The organism is Streptomyces sp. Z423-1 (assembly GCF_013009255.1).
In the GTDB taxonomy this organism is placed as follows: Bacteria; Actinomycetota; Actinomycetes; order Streptomycetales; family Streptomycetaceae; genus Streptomyces; species Streptomyces gossypiisoli.
The window spans coordinates 162,090-180,593 of record NZ_CP053109.1 but is presented as its reverse complement, the minus strand read 5'-3'; the positions used below and the strand labels follow the sequence as shown (position 1 = coordinate 180,593).

The 18,504-nt window shown below is 69.5% G+C and carries 13 protein-coding genes; 10 read left to right on the top strand and 3 right to left on the bottom strand.

Annotation, left to right across the window (positions count from 1 at the left end):
• Positions 1-137: 137 nt before the first annotated feature.
• Entirely contained in the window at positions 138-1,148 is a 1,011-nt protein-coding gene (locus HJD23_RS00835; protein WP_206326187.1) for a LacI family DNA-binding transcriptional regulator, read from the bottom strand.
• Positions 1,149-1,529: 381 nt separating this feature from the next.
• Here HJD23_RS00835 and HJD23_RS00830 point away from each other — a divergent pair, with 381 nt between their 5' ends.
• Together HJD23_RS00830 and HJD23_RS00825 are read left to right on the top strand one after the other, a co-directional pair.
• Positions 1,530-4,334: a DNRLRE domain-containing protein gene (locus HJD23_RS00830; protein ID WP_171110199.1), complete on the top strand. Its 2,805-nt coding sequence runs from the start codon at positions 1,530-1,532 to the stop codon at positions 4,332-4,334.
• A gap of 728 nt (positions 4,335-5,062) precedes the next feature.
• Positions 5,063-6,766 carry a carboxylesterase family protein gene (locus HJD23_RS00825; RefSeq protein ID WP_206326036.1) on the top strand — a complete coding sequence of 568 codons (1,704 nt, stop codon included), beginning with the start codon at positions 5,063-5,065 and terminating at the stop codon, positions 6,764-6,766.
• A gap of 343 nt (positions 6,767-7,109) precedes the next feature.
• On the opposite strand, the gene HJD23_RS00820 is transcribed toward HJD23_RS00825, so the two are convergent.
• Both HJD23_RS00820 and HJD23_RS00815 read right to left on the bottom strand, forming a co-directional pair.
• The gene (locus HJD23_RS00820) at positions 7,110-8,150 is read right to left on the bottom strand and encodes a LacI family DNA-binding transcriptional regulator (protein ID WP_206352689.1); all 1,041 of its coding nucleotides are present in this window, start codon (positions 8,148-8,150) and stop codon (positions 7,110-7,112) included.
• 159 nt (positions 8,151-8,309) lie between these two features.
• On the bottom strand, positions 8,310-9,359 hold the full coding sequence (locus HJD23_RS00815; protein WP_171110197.1) for a LacI family DNA-binding transcriptional regulator: 1,050 nt from the start codon (positions 9,357-9,359) through the stop codon (positions 8,310-8,312).
• Between the two features lie 490 nt (positions 9,360-9,849).
• On the opposite strand from HJD23_RS00815, the gene HJD23_RS00810 reads away from it, so the two are divergent.
• The 8 genes from HJD23_RS00810 (at position 9,850) to HJD23_RS00775 (ending at position 18,381) form a co-directional block, all read left to right on the top strand.
• On the top strand, positions 9,850-10,893 hold the full coding sequence (locus tag HJD23_RS00810) for an extracellular solute-binding protein (RefSeq protein WP_171110196.1): 1,044 nt from the start codon (positions 9,850-9,852) through the stop codon (positions 10,891-10,893).
• Positions 10,890-11,999: an ABC transporter ATP-binding protein gene (locus HJD23_RS00805; protein ID WP_171110195.1), complete on the top strand. Its 1,110-nt coding sequence runs from the start codon at positions 10,890-10,892 to the stop codon at positions 11,997-11,999. The genes HJD23_RS00810 and HJD23_RS00805 overlap by 4 nt, the downstream gene beginning before the upstream one ends.
• Positions 11,996-12,919, top strand: a complete 924-nt coding sequence (locus HJD23_RS00800) for a sugar ABC transporter permease (protein WP_240980580.1) — start codon at positions 11,996-11,998, stop codon at positions 12,917-12,919. Before HJD23_RS00805 ends, HJD23_RS00800 begins: the two co-directional genes overlap by 4 nt.
• Positions 12,916-13,758: an ABC transporter permease subunit gene (locus HJD23_RS00795; protein WP_171110194.1), complete on the top strand. Its 843-nt coding sequence runs from the start codon at positions 12,916-12,918 to the stop codon at positions 13,756-13,758. The genes HJD23_RS00800 and HJD23_RS00795 overlap by 4 nt, the downstream gene beginning before the upstream one ends.
• A 12-nt stretch (positions 13,759-13,770) precedes the next feature.
• Complete coding sequence (locus HJD23_RS00790; RefSeq protein ID WP_171110193.1) at positions 13,771-14,904, top strand: Gfo/Idh/MocA family oxidoreductase; 1,134 nt, start codon at positions 13,771-13,773, stop codon at positions 14,902-14,904.
• Entirely contained in the window at positions 14,901-15,836 is a 936-nt protein-coding gene (locus HJD23_RS00785) for a PmoA family protein (RefSeq protein ID WP_171110192.1), read from the top strand. Before HJD23_RS00790 ends, HJD23_RS00785 begins: the two co-directional genes overlap by 4 nt.
• Positions 15,830-16,534 (top strand): cupin domain-containing protein, encoded by a 705-nt coding sequence (locus HJD23_RS00780; protein WP_171110191.1) that lies wholly within the window; start codon positions 15,830-15,832, stop codon positions 16,532-16,534. Before HJD23_RS00785 ends, HJD23_RS00780 begins: the two co-directional genes overlap by 7 nt.
• An 86-nt stretch (positions 16,535-16,620) precedes the next feature.
• Entirely contained in the window at positions 16,621-18,381 is a 1,761-nt protein-coding gene (locus HJD23_RS00775; protein ID WP_171110190.1) for a hypothetical protein, read from the top strand.
• The last annotated feature ends 123 nt before the right edge of the window (positions 18,382-18,504 follow it).

The window sequence follows — 18,504 nt, the reverse complement described above, 5'->3', positions numbered from 1 at the left end:
CCGGCGACCGGTCTTCGACGTAGGCGTTGGGGTCAAGGCCGTTCATCAGTGAAGGAGTTTCCTCTCGGAATGCCCCGTGGCGCGGGAAACGGCTGGGAAGGACTGCGCCGGCGGCTCATGGGGTGTGCCGCGGCAGATCAAGCGGGGCCAGGCGCCGAGCGGTCGCCCCGGACGGGGCCGCTGCTGTCCCTTACGGTCAGGGCCGGGCGCAGCAGCGTCACGACGTTGGTCGGCGGCCGGCCGGAGTCGACGGCTCGCAGCAGTAGTTCCACGGCCTGCTGGGCCATCTCGCGTTTGGGGAAGGTGACCGTGGTCAGCGCGGGTCGGATCCGCCCGACTTGGGCGATGTCGTCGAAGCCGACCACGCTGACGTCTTCGGGGACCCGCCGCCCGGACCGGACCACCGCCTCGACGGCACCGACGGCCAGGATGTCGTGGGTGGCGAAGATCGCCGTCAGCTCCGGATCCGCGTCCAGCGCCGCGCAGGCCGCTGCGAACCCGCCGGCGGCGTCGTCGCTGGTGCAGGCGAACACCTTGCGGTCGTCCAGCCCGTCGGCAGCGAACGCCCGGCGCAACCCCACGACGCGCGGCTCGTGCGCGGGGAGGTCGGCGACCACCGCGACGTTCCGGTGGCCGAGATCCCGCAGGTGGCACCCGGCCAGGAACCCGGCGTGCTGGTAATCGATGGACACCACCGGGAGCGTGGTCGGCGGGTCCCCCTCCCACGCGAACAGCGCGACCGGGAAGCCGGCCGCGGCGAGCATCGGCAGCTGCTGATCGACGCCCTTGTCCCCGGCGGCCAGCAGTGCGTCCACCGAGCGCGCGGCGAGGTTCTCCAAGTGGGCCCGGGTGTAGTCGGGATCGTCGCGCGTCGTGGCGAGCAGCAGGTTGTATCCGTGGCCGACCAGGAGGTTCTCCACCTCCTCGACCATCTCCGAGTAGAACGGGTTGGCCACCGACGGCACGAACAGCCCCACCGTCGACGTGCTGCCGGTGCGCAGCGAGCGCGCCACCAGATTCGGCTTGTAGCCGAGTTCGGCGATCGCCTTGTTCACCTTCGCCAGGGTCTCCGGCCGCACTTTCTTGCCGGACACCACGTTGGAGACGGTCTGCTTGGTGACTCCCGCCCGAGCTGCCACCTCCGCCATTGTCACCACGTACGCCCCCTGAGACGTTTATCGATCCACGAAAGTGGCGTCAGCGTAGGGCGACTGTCGCAACAGAGCAAGGTTTCGCGCGGTGGCCGTGATTCAGCCGTTACGGAGCACGATGAGCGCGTAGCGGGCAGGTCACGGCCTTTTCCGCGACTTGAGAGTGCACGGAGCATTGACGGTTCCGGAAATGCGGCAGTAACCTCCCGGCCACGCCTGGTCCCGTGGATCGGTCAATCCGGTGGAGTCACCCTGGCGACCGCGACGGCCCCGACGGCCGCGGTCCGGCCGCGGCATCGCGAATGCTCCGCGCCGTCTCCAGCAGACGGCGAGCGCCTGAACAGACCTGGAAGGGTCTCGTCCTGAGGAGAGACAGGCATGATCAGACCGGCCGGCGACGACGCCGACCCGAACCCCGCCTTGGCGCGACGCAGCTCGCGCGTGAAGCGCTTCATCGCGGCCGCCGCCGGCGCCACCATCGCGGTGGCGGGCCTCATGCTCACCGGCACCGTCCCCGCACACGCCGCCACCACCGTCCACACGTACGCACCGACGGGGGTGGGAGGCGGCACGACGACGTCCCCGGACGTGGCGTCCACCAAGTACCAGGTGGAAGTCGCCGGCACGCCCGTCCAGGCTGTCAAGTACACCCAGAACGGCCACAACTTCGACATCGCGCGCTTCGCGTCGGACTCCCGGACACCGACGATCACGGTCACACTGCCCAGCACCACGATCGACACGGTGAACATCTACCCGGCGCGCTACTACCCGGCCGGCAGCGTCTCGGTGAGCGCGGACAAGCACACCCTGACGTTCCGGATGTCAGCCGACGCGGGGTTGAACCAAGCGATCGTGATGGTCAACGGCGACTCGACCAACGCCACGGGACAGCCCTACCTGGCGGTCGTCAACGACCCTCTGGAAGACCCGGCGCAGCGCCCCAACACCACGAGCGCACCGGACGGTTCCGGCGTCAACCTGCAGACCGGTGTCCTCAACTTCCAGCAGTTCGCCGCGAAGTACCTCGCGGCGCACCCGAACAGCGTGGCTCAGAAGGCTCCCGCCGCGACGACGAGCTCCATGGCCGGCAAGACCGTCAACGGCACCGCCGTCCCCGCCGGTCAGAAGACCTCGGCCGGGAGCCTGGTGAGCGCGAGCAGCGTCAATGTGCGCTACCCGAATGTGCGGGCGATGGCCGCCGACGACGTCACGTACGCCCTGCGGGCCGCCATCGACACCATCAAAGCCAACCCCACGGCGCTCAACACGCTCTACTTCCCGAACGGCACGTACGTGTGGTCCGGTCTCCTGGTCAACGGTCTGGATGGCAGCAAACTCAAGGGCGGCAAGCTGAAGATCTACACCGACGAAGGGGCCCTGCTGAAGAACCGCATCCAGGCGTACATGGAGGCGTTCGAGCCGGCGGTCGGGATCATCAACTCGAGCGACATCGAAATCGACGGCCGCGGCGTCTTCGACGGCAACGGCGTGGCGAACTACAACGCCCGCAGCACCGGTGACCTGCACGACGCCTACCGCAGCCAGCACCAGGGCGGCGTCATGGTCATGCACTCGTCGGACATCACGTTCGACGACACCTACGTGCGCAACGCGAAGCAGTGGAACTATGAGACCCACAGCGCCAACAGGGTGACGTTCAACAACATCAAGGCCCTCACTCCGTACCGCCAGCCATGGATCGACGGGACGAACTTCGCGAGCGGCCAGGACATCACCGCCAACGGCGTCTTCACCCTCGGCAACGACGACGCGTTCGCCTCCGGCCACTACAACCCCAGCGACGGCTTCACCCCGCTGGCCCCCGGCGTGTGGAACAACTTCCAGCTCGGCACCTCCACCCCCGACCTCCAGGGCTATGTCAACGCGGTGGGCGCCCACGACACCGTCGCCGACGAACTCGGGTTCGACTCCTACCACTGGGACAACCAGGACTCGAAGAACATCTCGGTCAGCAACACGCTGAACTGGTCCGTCAGTGCCGGCAACGCGATCCGGATCGGATGGGCCCCGTACGGATACCGGCTCTACAACTACACGTTCGACAACTTCAACTCCGTGTCGCCGTGGGCCGGTGGCATCTCCATAGGCGGCGGCGGCCCCAACCCGTACCCGGACATGAGCGTCGTGGTGAAGAACAGCTCGATCGACAACTCCCGGTTCACCAAGGGACCGGTCGCGGTCTCCAACGGCAGCGCCACCAAGACCATCACCGCCGAGCAGCAGGCGATCTACGGATACGCCCCCAACCCCGACGGGTCGGGCACCACGTACACGTACACCAGGGCCCCGATCGGCACCTTCAAGCTCGACAACGTGTGGTTCTCGCAGCAGAGGACGAACAGCAGCCCGTTGAGCGGCGTCACGAACGCGACACTGAACGACCTCCACGTCGCAGGCCGGCTCGTCAGATACACCAGCCAGTTCCCGCTGACGACGAGCGGGATCGGCACGCTGACCACCACCTACACGGACGCGAACGGCCAGACCCGGAACGTCAAGGCCGGCGCCCTCGCCGACGGCGACACCTGGGTGGGTGCGTGGTGGGGCGACCAGACCAAGAACAACTCCTCGGACCTGACCCTCATCACCCGCAACACCGGGGTCGGCCTGATGGGCGAGCAGTACACCACAGGATCCGGAGACGGAAAGCTCTCCTACCTCCAGTTCCCCCTCAGCAGCCTCACCAGGGCACCGAGCCAGGCGACACTCCATCTCACCTACGTCGGCCACCGCTATTCGTCGGTTCCGTCGACCGACACCGACCAACTCCTCGTGCAACCCGTCAGCGACACCACGTGCACCGGCGGCGGCACGTCCTGCCCGATCAACACGATGACCTGGCAGAACCGGCCGAGCTTCACCGCCACGACCTCCTCCGTCGCGAAGTCGGCCACCTTCACCCTCGGTTCGACCATCATCCCCGAGGGCGGCGGGACCCACCAGGGCAACGCCATCGACGGCCGCGACATCACCGTCGACATCACCTCCTTCGTCCAGAACGCCTACGCGGCCGGTCAGTCCACGCTCCTGCTCGCCGTCGGCAACGCGGGGGGCACCAACCACGAGCTGCGCTTCGTCAGCTCCGAAGGCGCCACCGGCTCCGGGAAGCTCACCAGGGCGACCGCCGAAGTGGCGCCCGCGCTGACCGTGACCCCGTAGAACCGGGTGGGAGGGCCGGGTCGCCGGGCCCTCCCACCCCACCACCGGACATGCGGGTCTCGCATCCGGCGGTTTACCCAGCCGATCTCAACGCTTGCCAGGTCGGCTTGACGCACACGCTTGCCAGCAAGCGGCCGAGCCGGCGCCGCGGCGCGGGAGGTCAGTCTGAGCGGACACCGCGGGAGGTGTGTGCGGAACGGGAGCGGAACATGGTTCTCCGCTCGGGACGGGCTGCCGTGGCAGCCACTGTTCAGACGGCGTGCCGCGGCCTTGCCGAAGTGGTTACGGCAGTGGCGGGCGCCACCTGCGGCTCTGTGAACTGAGGGAAGGTCGGGGCGAGGGAGCGGGGTGTACCGGGGCGAGCATGGCGTGGCAGTCGCGCCGGACGACGAACAGCACGCGGCCAAGTACCACGGCCGGGCGCCCTCGGTTGTCGCCCTGGCCGGTGATTACTCCGCTGCGGTGCAGCCCGCGCGCGGTCCCGCCGGGCGGCTCGTGCACGGCTGTGTTCCTTGCGCGTCGCGCACACGGCCGCGCGGCTCTCGCGGACCGCGCCCGCCGGTCGGAAACGTGTGCGGGAACACGGTCAATTCCACTGGCCCGGCGAGGGACTTACCCGTATCCCAGGCATCCCTCATGTCTCTCTCAGACGAGAACAGCAAGCTGACGACGGCCCTGCCTCCAGCGGGCGAGACAGCGCCGGACCAACGATCGAGAGGACCTTGGTTTTGACCGCGGACCGTTCCCCCCACATTCGCCGAACTGCGCTCAACAGGCGCGCCTTCCTGGGCGGGTCGATCGTTGTGGCCGCCGCCGCGGTCACCGTCGACCTGACCTCCGCCTACGCCGCCCCCGCGGCCGGGACCGCGAAGGACCCGCTGACCGGTCCGGTCCGGATCGACACCGGGCTGGTTTCCGGCACGCAGGCGCTGCTGTCCGGTGTCGCGGTCTACAAGGGCATTCCCTACGCGGCCTCCACCGCGGGCGCGAACCGCTGGCGCCCGCCCCAGCCGCCCGCGGCCTGGAGCGGCGTACGCAAGGCCGACACCTTCGGCGACATCTGCCCGCAGGGGGGCGCCATGGGCCCGGGCCCGTCGCCGTCCCCGTCGTCCTCCCCGTCCCCCTCGTCCTCCGCCTCGCAGACCGCGATGAGCGAGGACTGCCTCAACCTCAACGTGTGGACCGCGGCCGCCTCCGCCAAGGAGCGCCGCCCCGTCCTGGTGTGGATCTACGGCGGCCGGTTCGTCAGCGGCTCCGGATCCGACCCCGCGTTCGACGGCTCGGGTCTGGCAGCCAAGGGCCTGGTGGTGGTCACGCTCAACTACCGCACCGGCGTCTTCGGCTTCCTCGCCACTCCCGAGCTCAGCGCCGAGTCCGGCCATGGTTCCGGCAATTACGGCCTGCTCGACCAGATCGCGGCGCTGCGCTGGGTGCGGCGCAACATTCACGCCTTCGGCGGCGATCCCAACCGCGTCACGATCGCCGGGCAGTCCGCGGGCGCCGCCTCCGTGCAGCACCTGGTCTACTCGCCGCTCACCCGGGGCCTGTTCCACGGGGCGATCATGGAGAGCGGCGCCTACCACCCACGCGACACCCAGATCCGGACCCTGGCCAGCTCGTACCGTACCCTGGCCACGGCGGAGAGCCAGGGCACCGCCTACGCCACGGCGCACAACGCCGCCACACTGGCGGACCTGCGCGCCCTGACGGTCACCGAGCTGCTGGTCGGCAACAACGCCAACGACACCAGCGTGCCCGGCAACCCGCCGCCCCCGCTGTTCCGCCCCGTCCTCGACGGCTACGTGATGCCGCGGACGTACTGGGAGGCGCTGCGCACCGGCGCCCAGCACGATGTGCCGATCATGAACGGCAACAACCGCAACGAGAACGGCGCCTCCCCGAACCTCTCGGTCACCGTCTCCGGGTACCAGTCCACGGCCGCCTCGACGTACGGCTCGATGGCGGACGAATTCCTGACGCTCTACCCGGCGAGCACCGACTCCGAGGCGAGCGCCCGCACCGGCGACGCCATCCGCGACCGTGACCGTACCTCCGCCCACCTGTGGGCCACCGCCTGGGCGCGCACGGCCAAGAGCCCGGTGTTCAGCTACTTCTGGACCCACGCCCCGCCCGGCCAGTCGTCGGGCGCCTACCACGGCTCGGAGATCCAGTACATGTTCGGCAACCTGTACGCCGGTGGCTCGTCGTGGACGGACACCGACGAGGAGATCGCCGACAGGCTCTCCTCCTACGTCGTCAACTTCGTCACGCACGGTGACCCGAACGGCTCGGGCCTGCCCGTCTGGGCTGCCTCGAAGGCCGACACGCCGACCGTGATGGAGCTCGGCGACGCGTGGAAGCCCGTCAAGGTCGCCGCACCGGCGAAGGCGGACTTCTTCGAGCGCTTCTTCAACACTCAGCAGCCCTGGTAACGCACGAAGCGGCAACCGGCAGGGCCCCGCCACGGCGGCGGGGCCCCTTGGCCGGTCCCGTCATCGACGGCTGCCCTCAGTGTGGCGCCCCGTAGCCGCCCGGGGCGCGGTCACCCGGCGCGCCCCGTACCCGACGACCCGCAGGGCACTCACCCTGCACGGGCGAAGCCACGGGCGAAGTCACGGGGGGAAGCGACGGCGAAAGCCACGGTGGCGACCTGCACGATCCTGGCCGTCCTGTGCACACCATCGGCGACCGGTTCGCCTGGCTTCCCGACCAGCGCGTGCTGTCGTCGGGGACATGTTCGTCCGCCGCGTCACCCCCGCCGATGTCCATCGGTATCTACGTGGACGATCCGGTCGGCGAACGGCCGGACGCCAGGGCGCGAGGGGTGCTCTCCCGGATGCGCACGGTCGTCGGGAGGCGCACCGGGTGGGCCTTCTCGTCGGACAGCGCGAGCCGGACCGCTTCGATCCCGGCTTCTCTGAGCGGCACGGCGACGGTGGTCAGCGCGGGTGCGACATCGATCGCCGAGCTGATGTCGTCGAAACCGGCCACCGCGACATCACGACCGGGCTCCAGGCCCGCGTCGCGCAGCGCGGTCATCACGCCGATCGCCATCGTGTCACTGACCGCGAAGATCAACTCGGTGTCGCCCAGGCCTCGTTCGACCAGTTCGCGAGCCGCGTCGTAGCCACCACTGCGGGTGAACTGGGTGCGTATGAGCACGTGGTCGTCGGTCTCGATCCCGGATGCGCGCAGGCCGGCGGTGAACCCCCTGCGCCGGTCGAGCGAGGTCTTGATGCGATCGGGGCCGCAGATGATCGTGTACTGCCGGTAGCCGGCCTGCGCCATGGTCCGGGCCAGCGCTTCGGCTCCGTGCGCGTTGTCGACGGTGACGGTGGGGAACGGCAGGCCCGGCTGGCTGATCAGCACCACGCGGCCTCCGGTGGCCCGGTACTGCGAGAGTTCGTCGATGAGCTCCTGCTCGGTCTCGCTGTCGTCGATCCGGCTGCCGGCGATGACGATGATCTGCGGACGGTGACCCCGCAGTCCTCTGACGAGTTCCAGTTCGCGCCGGGGGGAACGGTCGGCGACGGTCATGGTGACGACGAGCCCGTGCGCTTCCGCCGCGTCGGTGATCCCGGCGGCGACGGCAGAGTAGTAGGGATCGGCCACGTCGCTGACCACCAGCGCCACGGTCTGGGTCGACCCCCTGGCTGTGGCCTGTGCCGAGGCGTTGGGCACATAGCCGAGCCTGGCCGCGGCGGCGCGCACACGCACGAGGTTTTCCGACCGGACGCCGCGGCTGCCACCGTTGAGGGCTCGGGACGCCGTGGCGAGGGAGACCTGCGCCTCCGTGGCGACATCCTGCAGGGTCACCGAGCCGGGCTCCGGTTGGGAGGCCCGCGTGCGGCGGGGTGTCGCGCCGGATTCGGACCTGCTGTCCAGTGCGGGCATCGTGGGCTCGTCACCGCCAGTAACTATCGACATCAGGAATGGCAATCGCTTTCCAGAGTTTGAACGCGAGGCGGCACACAGTCAAGGGCGCGGCGCTCGCGTGCCCCTCGGCATGGTGCTGTCACGGACGACAAGGTGGCCCTGGACCGTCAGGGTCGTCGGTTCGTGGCGGTCGGCCAGCGCCATCCGGATGGCGGTCGCCCCCATGTCGGTCAGGGGCAGCGCGACCGTGGTCAGCTGAGGCGTCACGTCGACCGCGAGCTGGATGTCGTCGATTCCCGTCACCGACACGTCGTGGGGCACGCTGACGCCGGCGGCGCGGAGTGCCGACATCGCGCCGACGGCGACCGCGTCGTTGACGGCGAGGACGGCGTCGATCGCCGTCATCCCCTGGCCGGCCAGTGCGCGGGCCGCTTCGAAGCCGCCCTGGCGGTCGCCCGTGCAGCTCACCGTGCGGACGGCAGCGGCGGGGACTCCTGCGCTGGTCAGCCCGTCGACGAAGCCGGAGACGCGCGCCGAGAGGTTCGCCGTGCCCTGTTCGGAACCGAGGATCACGACGTTGCGGTGGCCGGACTGCGCGATGTAGTCGCCCACGCAGTATCCGGCGCCGTGATTGTCCAGGTCGATCGAGTCGAACGCTTCCTCCGCGGCACCGACGATCACGACCCTGCCACCCTCGCGCTCATAGGCCTCCAACTCCCTGAGCAGTCGCTCTTCGAGCCGATTGCCCTGCAGTCGCCCGGAGGTGAGAACCAGCGCCTTCGGCCGCAGCCCGCGCAGCAGTCGGACGGTCTGCAGTTGCCTGTCCGGGGTCGCGCGGGTCGAGGACACGGTGACGAACGCGCCCGACTTCCGGGCCTGTCTCTCCATCGCCGCGACCACCATGCCCATGGAAGGTGTGGTCAGGTCGTCCGCGATGAGCGCGACCGCCTCACTGGTCCGTCGCATGGCCCGCGCGGACGCGTTCAGCGTGTAACGCAGCTCTGCGGCGGCCGTGCGCACACGCTCGGCGGTCGCGTGCGACACCGAGTGGGTACTGCCTCCCAGGACGCGGGACGCGGTCGTGATCGAGACGCCTGCCGCAGCAGCGACGTCACGCAATGTGACAGGGGATCTGGCTACTTCGGACATCGGGCTGCCTCCTCCGGTGTCGGACGGCCGACCGCGCAACAGCGCGCAACGGGACGATACTTGATCGAGAACGTCGGCGGGTGTCGCGCCGATGATCCTCCATCCTGTGGCGGCGAGGCGACAGTGATCGCGTTTGGCCAGTTCACAGGCCGCAGAGTCGCTGGCTGATCCACTCCGACGGTGTCGTGACCCGGCGGACGGCCGTGTTCCGATCACGTGACGAGACAGTGTCGACGCGTGCATTGACACACATTCGGGGCTGGCCCTACGGTCCGGAAAGCGATTTCCTTCGCCGCCGCCGGGCGCTGAAGCCCGGTGATTGAGGAAGGCCTGTCCCATGAAGATCAGATCAGCCGTACGTGTCGCTGGTTTGCTGGCCGCAGCCTTGTTCGCTTCGGCCTGTTCGGCGCCTGACACCCAGTCTCTACCCGAAGCACCGGCTTCCGCTCCCGCACTGCCCGATTCCCCGGTCAAGCTGAACATCCTGGATGTGTCGGGCGACCTGGCCCACATGCAGCCGGTGATCGAGAACTACCAGAAGGCGCACCCCGAGCTCGTCTCCAGCATCACCTACGAGACGGGCGCGCCCGCCGACGTGGCCGGCAAACTCGCAGCCCAGCAGGCCGCCGGCCGCGTCTCGATCGACGTGGTGCTGACGGGCATCGAGGGCCTGTCCAACATGCGTGCGCAGAACACGCTGGTGCAGCTCATGCCGGCCTACGAGTCGGCCCTGCCCGAGCTGTCGTCGCAGCTCACCGAGGCGGGTTCGGTGATGCAGAAGGCGGGCGGCGGGTTCGGCATCACCGACTCCGCCGACCCCAACGGCCCGCTGCTGACCTATTCCATGTCCCGGGTCGGCACCCCGCCCACCACGCCGGAGGAGTTGCTGGCCTGGGCCAAGAAGCACCCCGGCAAGTTCAGCTACGCCAACCCGACCGGCGGTTCCGGCCCGGCCAACCAGTTCATCGACGCGCTGCCGCACATGCTCGGCGACACCAACCCGGACGACCCCAAGACCTGGGACAAGACCTGGGCGTACCTGGCCGAGCTCAACAAGTACACCGGGACCTACTACGCGAAGACCTCCGAGTCCTTCGACGCGGTGACCAAGGGCGCCATCGACATGACGCTCACCTCGGGCGGCTGGGACCAGCAGCAGCACGCCAACGGCACCCTGGGCAAGGACATCGAGGTCGCCGCCTTCGATGATCCCAAGCTCGTCATCGAGGGCCGGTACGTCACGGTGCCGCGCGGCGTCGAGGCGGAGAAGCTGGCCGTGGTCCTCGACCTGGCCAAGTGGATGCTCAAGCCGGACCAGCAGGCGCTCACCTACGCCCTGCACGGCAGCGGTTTCCCGGTCAAGGGCGTCACGCCCGACCTGGCGCCGGCGGATATCGCGGCGGTGTTCAAGAAGTACGGCAGGCCCGAGCTGGTCGAGACGCTCCAGAAGGGTACGCCGATCGCCCCGATGGCGGGTACGAACGTGCAGGCCAAGTTCGCGGAGTGGAACGAGAAGATCGGATCGAAGAAGTGAGCCGCGCGGCCACCTTCGGCGAGCTGCGGATCGACGGGCTCGGCCGTCGGTTCCCCAACGGTTTCACCGCCCTGGACGGGCTCGACCTCACCGTGAAGGGGGGCGAGTTCATCGCCCTCCTCGGCCCGTCGGGCTGCGGCAAGTCCACCGCGCTGAACCTGCTGGCCGGGCTGCTGGAGCCGACCAGCGGATCGATCTGGATCGACGAGCACCGAGTGGACACACTGCCGTCGGAGAAGCGGAACTTCGGCATGGTCTTCCAGAACTACGCGCTCTTCCCGCACCTGACGGTGGCCGAGAACGTCGGGTTCGGACTCAGGATGCGCAAGGTCGGCAAGGCCGAGCGGACCGAGCGGGTCCGCAAGGCGCTCGACCTCGTGCAACTGGGCGAGCAGGCGGACAAGCATCCCGGGCAGCTCTCCGGCGGGCAGCAGCAGCGGGTCGCCATCGCCCGCGCGATCGTGGTCGAGCCGCGGCTCGTGCTCATGGACGAGCCGTTGTCCAACCTGGACGCCAAGCTGCGGCTGGACATGCGCACCGAGATCCGGCTGCTGCACCAGGAACTCGGCCTCACCACCGTGTACGTCACCCACGACCAGGCCGAGGCGCTGTCCCTGGCCGACCGGCTGGTGGTCATGCGCAGTGGCGTGGTGCAGCAGACCGGCACCCCGTCGGAGGTGTACGAGAGCCCGGCCAACGCCTTCGTCGCCGCGTTCGTCGGCTACCGCAACGCGCTGCCGGCCCGCATGGCCGGGGGGACCGTCGAGATCGCGGGCCTCGGCTGGGCGTTCCCCAGTGGGCGCGCACAGGAGGCCGACGGCGACGCGGTGGCCATGATCCGCCCGGACGACCTGCTCATCGGTGGTCCGGAAACCAGCAGGCCCATCCCGCTCACGGTGCGGGTGTGCGAGTACCAGGGGCGGACGTTCGCGGTCGAGGGGCGTACCGCCGACGGCACGGTGGTGCATGCCCACTCGCTGGAGCCGCTGTCGCCGGGCAGCGTCGTCGACGCCAACGTGAAGCCGGAGCGGATCCAGGTCTTCCCCTCCGACGCGGAACTCGGCGCGCAGGAACCCGCCCTGGTCGCGAGTGGTGAACAGTCGTGAGCGCCGTCGTCGCGAACACGCGGAGCACCCGCGGCCGGGAGGGTGTCCGCGCCTGGGCCCGGGCACGGGGGATCACGCCGGTACTGTGGCTGGTCGTCCCCGGCGTGCTGTTCATGCTGGTGTTCTTCGTCTACCCGCTGTTCTACGGGGTGGGACTGTCGTTCCAGGGCAAGGACGGTCCGCTCTCGGCCTACCAGGCGTTCTTCGACAACCGGCTGGTCGACAACCAGGGCAGCCGCGAGTCCGTCCTCATCACACTGCAACTCGCGCTGCTGGCCTCGCTGATCAACGTCGGGGCCGCGCTGCCCATCGCGTACCGGATGCGGGGTCCGGTGCGGGGCAAGCGGGTCATCACCGCCGTGGTGCTCATCCCCATGACACTCGGGACGGTGTTCGTCGCCTCGGCGATGAACAACTTCCTCGGCCCGGCCGGCTGGTTCAACAAGGCGCTGCTGACCGTCGGGCTGGTCGACGAGCCGCTCGCGCTGACCGGCAACTTCCTCGGCGTGCTGCTGTCGCTGGTGATCAGCGGCTTCCCGTTCGCGTTCCTGCTGATGCTCGGCTACGCCTCGGGCATCGCCCCGAGCCTGGAGAAGGCCGCCGCCGTACTCGGCGCGGACGCCCGGGCCAGGTTCCGGCTGATCGCGCTGCCGCTCCTGCTGCCGGGACTGACGATCACGTTCTGCCTGTCGTTCGTGCTCGCGTTCGGGGTGTTCCCCTCGGCAACCCTGGTCGGCAACGACGCCGGGCCCACCCGGGTGCTGTCCAAGATCGCCTACACCGAGTACACCAACGCCCAGTACGCCACCGCGTCGGCCACCGCGGTCATCATGGCGGTCATCCAACTGGCGGTGATCGGCCTGGTGTTCGGGCTGCGCAGCAAGCTCTACCGCGGCTCTACCGCAGGGGGTAAAGGATGAGCGCCGAGATCACCGCACGCCGCCGTCACACCTACACCGTCACCGGCGCGGTCACCTGGACCGGCCTGTGGACGTTCATCGGCGGTCTGCTGGCCGCCGTACTGGTGGTCGTCCTGGCGTCGTTCACCCAGCAGCTCAGCAGCGGGTGGCTGCCGGGAGAACTCACCACCAAGTGGTACTCCGGCGCATGGTCCTACTTCGACCTCCCGAGTCTGCTGACCACGACGCTGATCGTCGCGGTCGCCGTGGTGGCCCTGTCGCTGCTGGTGGCGATCCCGACGGCATTCGCCCTGTCCCGGCTGGACTTCCCCGGCAAGCGCCTGGTGCTGATGCTGTTCCTGGTGCCGCAGGTCATCCCGACCATGAGCTACGCGGTGCCGCTGGCCACCTTGGTGTACCAGCTGCGGCTCAACGACACCATCGCCGGACTCGTACTGGTGAACCTGGTGCCGGCGCTCCCCTTCGCCGTCCTGGTCCTCATCCCGTTCGTGGACCAGATCGACCCCCGTGTGGAGGACGCCGCCCGCGTGTTCGGCGCGGGAATGCGCCAGGTGTTCCTGCGGGTGCTGGCCCCGCTGATGGTTCCCGGCCTGCTGGCCGCCGGTGTGCTGGTCCTGGTCCGCGTGGTCGGCCAGTTCGAGCTGACGTTCCTGGTCGCCGGACCCAACAGCCAGACCATCGTCGTGGCCCTGTTCGGGGCATCGCTGCAGGCGGGCCAACTGCCCTCGCAGCAGATCGACGCGATGGCCGTCGTCTACATGCTCACCACGCTCATCCTGCTGATGATCGCGCTGCGGTTCGTCGACCCGACGTCCGTCGCCGCACGCAACCGCCGTTGAGGAAGTGGCTCCATGACGAACAAACCCGTGCGGGTCGCCCTCGTGGGCGCCGGCAGCATTGCGGGGGGCGCGCACCTGCCCGCCCTTGCCGCCCAGGGTGACCGCGTACAGGTCGTCGCGGCATGCGACGTCGACGCCGACCGTGTCAAGTCGTTCTGCGACACCCACGACATCCCCGGTTCTTACACCGATCTGGGGGAGATGCTCGAAAAGGCCCGGCCGGACCTGGTGCACCTGTGCACACCGCCGAGCCTGCACACCGAACAGGCCCGGCAGTGCCTGCTGGCGGGCGCCTGGGTGTGGCTGGAGAAGCCGCCCTGCCTGTCCCTGGCCGAGCACGACGTGATCACCGAGGCCGAGCGGGTCGGCGGCGCCTACGCCAGCGTGGTGTTCCAGCACCGCTTCGGCGCGGCGGGGCGGCACGCGGCCGGCCTGATCGCCACCGGCGGGCTCGGCCGCCCGCTCGTCGCGCACTGCAGCACCACCTGGTACCGCCCGCACGCCTACTACGAGGTGCCGTGGCGCGGCACCTGGGACAGCGAGGGCGGCGGTCCGACCATGGGCCACGGCATCCACCAGATGGATCTGCTGCTGGCACTGCTCGGGGACTGGAGCGAGGTGACCGCCGTGGTGGGCCGGCTGGACCGCGACGTGGAGACCGAGGACGTCTCGATGGCGATCGTCCGGTTCGACAGCGGTGCGATGGCGACCGTGGTCAACAGCGTGCTGTCCCCGCGCGAGGAGAGCTACATCCGCGTGGATCTCACCGACGCCACCGTCGAGGTCAAGCACCTGTACGGCTACGGCAACGACGACTGGACCTACACCCCGGCCCCGCACGTGGACGACCAGGAGCGCGTCATCCACTGGTCGGCTCCCGCGGGCGACGAACCCAGTTCCCACGCCGCCCAGCTGACCGCCCTGCTCGACGCCTACGACCGGGGCGAGCGACCCCCGGTGAGCGGCGCGGACGGGCGGCGCACCCTGGAGCTGGTGACCGCCGTCTACCGCTCGGCGTTCACGCGCAGCACCGTCGCGCGCACGGACCTGGCCCCGGCGGACCCCTTCTACCACCGGTTGCACGGCGACACCGACGGCTGGGCCCCCAGCTCGTCCCGCTCCTCCACCTCCACCGAAAGCGAATGATCTTGTCTCCCTCTTCGGACTCCTCGGACTCCTTGCAACTGAGCCGCGACGAGGCCTCGTTCAGCCTGACCGGGCACGGGGTGGAACTGCTGCGCTACACCTTCCGCTCCGACACGGTTCCCTCCGAATGCCCGGCGCCGTACCTGCACCCGCTGCGCACCCTGGGCGGCCAGGTCGTCTCGGCGAACCGGCCGCACGACCACCGGTGGCACAAGGGGCTGACCATGACCCTGTCGCACGTCTCGGGGCAGAACTTCTGGGGCGGTCCGACCTTCGACGCCTCGGCGCCCGGCCATGGATACGTCCAGCTCGACAACGTCGGGTGCCTGAGGCACGAGGGCTTCGAGGAACTCCAATGCGACGGGCAGGAGTTGCGGCTGACCGAGCGGGTGACGTGGGTGACCGCGCACGGCGAGGAGTGGTTCACGGAGGTGCGCACGCTGCGGGCCCACGACGTGGACACGACCGCGGGGGCGTGGACGCTGCGCTTCGGCTCGGAGCTGACCAACGTGAGCGGCCGCGACCTGGAGATCGGCAGCCCCACCACGGCGGGCAGGCCCGCCGCCGGCTACACGGGCCTGTTCTGGCGCGGCCCGCGGGACATGACCCACGGCACGGTTCTCGCCGACGGGGACCTGGAAGGCGGCGAGGTCATGGGCCGCACCGCGTCGTGGCTCGCGTACTCCTCCCCGCACGACGAGGTCGACGCGGCCTCCACCCTCGTCTTCGAGCAGGACCCCGACGAGGAGGGGACGACCCACTGGTTCGTGCGCAGCGAGCCGTTCCCCGCCGTCGCCCCGTCGCCGGCCTTCCACGAGGAACTCGTTCTGCCCGCCGGAGACGCCCTGCGCCGCCACTCCCGGATCGTCGTCGCCGACGGCCTGTGGGACCGCGCCGCCGTCACCGGATACCTCAAGGAGCACCCGTGGTGACCTTCCCCGGCGGCACCGGGGTCTCGGGGCTGGAGGTCTATCCCTGGGAAGCCGCCGACGGCTGCCACGGCGGGTCACCCCACCTGCACACCGTCTGCACCGAGGGCTATGTCGTCGTGGCGGGCAGCGGTGAGCTGCAGACCCTCACTCCGTCCGGGTACACCTCCGTACCCCTGCGGGCGGGCACCGTCGCCTGGTTCAGCCCGGGCACGGTGCACCGCGCGGTCAACCACGGCGGCCTGCGGGTGATCGTGGTGATGCAGAACGCCGGTCTGCCCGAGGCGGGAGACGCCGTCCTTACCTTCCCGCCCGACGTGCTGGCCGACGCCGACCGCTACCGCGCCGCCGCCACCCTGGACCCGGACGACCCCGAAGGCTCCGCCCGGCGCCGGCGCGATCTGGCCGTCGTCGGGTTCCAGAGGCTGCGCGACCACCTGGCCGACGGCGACCCCGAGCCGCTCCTCACCCTCTACCGCCAGGCCGCGGCGCTCGTACGGCCACGGGCGGCCGCATGGCGTGACATCGTCGCCGCCGGCCCCGCGGCGGCGGTGGAGGCCAGTTCCCGGCACATCGACGCGCTGCTGGAGGCGGACAGCGCCCACCTGAGGGACGCGCAGGTCACGTCGGCGGACGCCCCCGCCCCGCACGATCGCGCCTTCGGCATGTGCGGACGCCTGGACACCTACCGGACGGCCTGACCCCTCCGAACCCCCCACCTCCGTCGCGGTGACGGAGGGCGGGCCAGCACACCCTCCCGCACGACAACCGAAGGGAAATCTCAACGATGAGAATCCTCAAAGTGCTCACCGTGGCCACGGCCGCCACGGTCCTGAGCACGCTGACCGGGGTGGCACCCGCGCAAGCGGACTCGATCACGGTGACGGTGGACTACGGCGCCGATGACGGGCCGTCCAACCAGGTCGCCAGCGGCTATCTGCACGGGATCGACGCCAACTCGCCCGCCCAGTACCTCATCGACGGCGTCACGGTCCGGGCGATCCGCGGCGCGGACCACCACCCGAACCTGCCCAGCCTGTTCGACCGCCCCACCTACGACCGCGTCAAGGACACCGGAGCACGGCTGCAGGTCGGCGTCTACTACTACGTCGCTGACCCCAACCACCCCGACCGCAACTACCGGCCGGGAGACGGCGGCGACCAGGACCGTTGGCGGAACATCGTCAACAGCGTCTACGACGAAGCCCGGACCAACAACTACGACGTCGACTCCTGGATCACCTGGAACGAACCGGACCTGCAGTGGAACACCACCGCGCGGCCCTTCACCAGCTACCTCGCGGCGCACAAGGTCGCCTACGACACTCTGAAGGCCCGTGACTCCGCGCTCAAGGTGCAGGCGCCTGAACTGTCCAGCTACAGCTTCGCGCGGCTCACCCAGTTCCTCACCTACTGCAAGCAGAACAACTGCCTGCCCGAGGTGCTGTCCTGGCACGAGCTCACCGCGGGCGCACCCGACATCCCGGGCCACACGGCCCAGATCAAGCAGTGGATGATCGACAACGGCATCACCCCGATGCCCATCGCGATCACCGAGTACCAGGGCACCGGATACGGCAAGGCGGACGCGTGGGACGCGGGCGTCAACGTCCGCTACCTCGCCCAGTTCGAACGGAGCGTGCCCAACGGCCTGACCGACGGGCTCTATTCCGCCTGGGAGTGGGTCGGGGACAACCCCGACTTCGTGGCGACCCTGGGCAACGCCACGACCCGGGGCGCAAACCTGCCTCGCGGGGTGTGGTGGAACTACAACACCTACAAGGACATGACCGGACGGCTCGCGCGCACCACGTCCTCCGCCGCGACCACGGTGGACGCCTTCACCGCCGTCGACACCACCCAGCGCCGCTCCACCGGTCTGATCGGCAACCAGACCACCGCCACGCACACGGTCACCCTCGACCTGCGCAACATCCCCGCCGCCCTGCAGCGAGGCGGCAAGATCCGGCTTCGCGCCACCCGCTTCGACGACCTGGGGGAGCTGACCAACCCGGTCAAGGTCCTGGAAGGCGACTACACGGTCACCGGCAACACGGCACAGGTGAGCCTGCCCGCGCTCCCTGCCAGCGCCTCGCTGCGCTTCGACGTCAGCCCGGTCATCGCGGGCAGCCCCAAGACGGTCTACGAGGCCGAGTCACTGCCCGTCACCTCGACCTCGGGCGTCGTGCGCCGAAACTTCGCCGAGGAGGGAGCCAGCGCCGGCCAGGCCAGCGTGCTGGAGTCCACCGCCGTCGGCCAGTCCGTGACCTACACGGTCAACGCGCCTGCCACGGGGCGCTATGAGCTCAGCGCCTATCTCAAGAGGCTGACCAACCGCGGCTTCTTCCAGCTCTACGTCGACGGCAAGGCTTTCGGCCCGCCCCAGGACGAGTACGGCACCGCCGCGGAGTACTACCGGACCACCTTCGGGCACCTCCAGCTCTCCGCCGGTCAGCACACCCTGCAGTTCAAGGTCGTCGGGAAGAACGCCTCGTCCAGCAACCACTGGATGGCGTTCGACCGCTTCGAACTGTTCGCCCTGTCCTGACCAGGATCACTTCCCGGACAAGACCGATCTGTCCGGGACCTGTCGGCGGCACTCACCGACCGTTCCACCGAGGCGTTTGCGGTGATCGGAAGGCCGAGGCCGACTGATCACCCTTGTTCCGGA

Coding starts and splice junctions, on each gene's coding strand:
- HJD23_RS00775 (WP_171110190.1), top strand. CDS start 16,621: ATGAGAATCCTCAAAGTGCTCACCGTGGCCACGGCCGCCACGGTCCTG.
- HJD23_RS00790 (WP_171110193.1), top strand. CDS start 13,771: ATGACGAACAAACCCGTGCGGGTCGCCCTCGTGGGCGCCGGCAGCATT.
- HJD23_RS00830 (WP_171110199.1), top strand. CDS start 1,530: ATGATCAGACCGGCCGGCGACGACGCCGACCCGAACCCCGCCTTGGCG.
- HJD23_RS00785 (WP_171110192.1), top strand. CDS start 14,901: ATGATCTTGTCTCCCTCTTCGGACTCCTCGGACTCCTTGCAACTGAGC.
- HJD23_RS00795 (WP_171110194.1), top strand. CDS start 12,916: ATGAGCGCCGAGATCACCGCACGCCGCCGTCACACCTACACCGTCACC.
- HJD23_RS00815 (WP_171110197.1), bottom strand. CDS start 9,359: ATGTCCGAAGTAGCCAGATCCCCTGTCACATTGCGTGACGTCGCTGCT.
- HJD23_RS00835 (WP_206326187.1), bottom strand. CDS start 1,148: ATGGCGGAGGTGGCAGCTCGGGCGGGAGTCACCAAGCAGACCGTCTCC.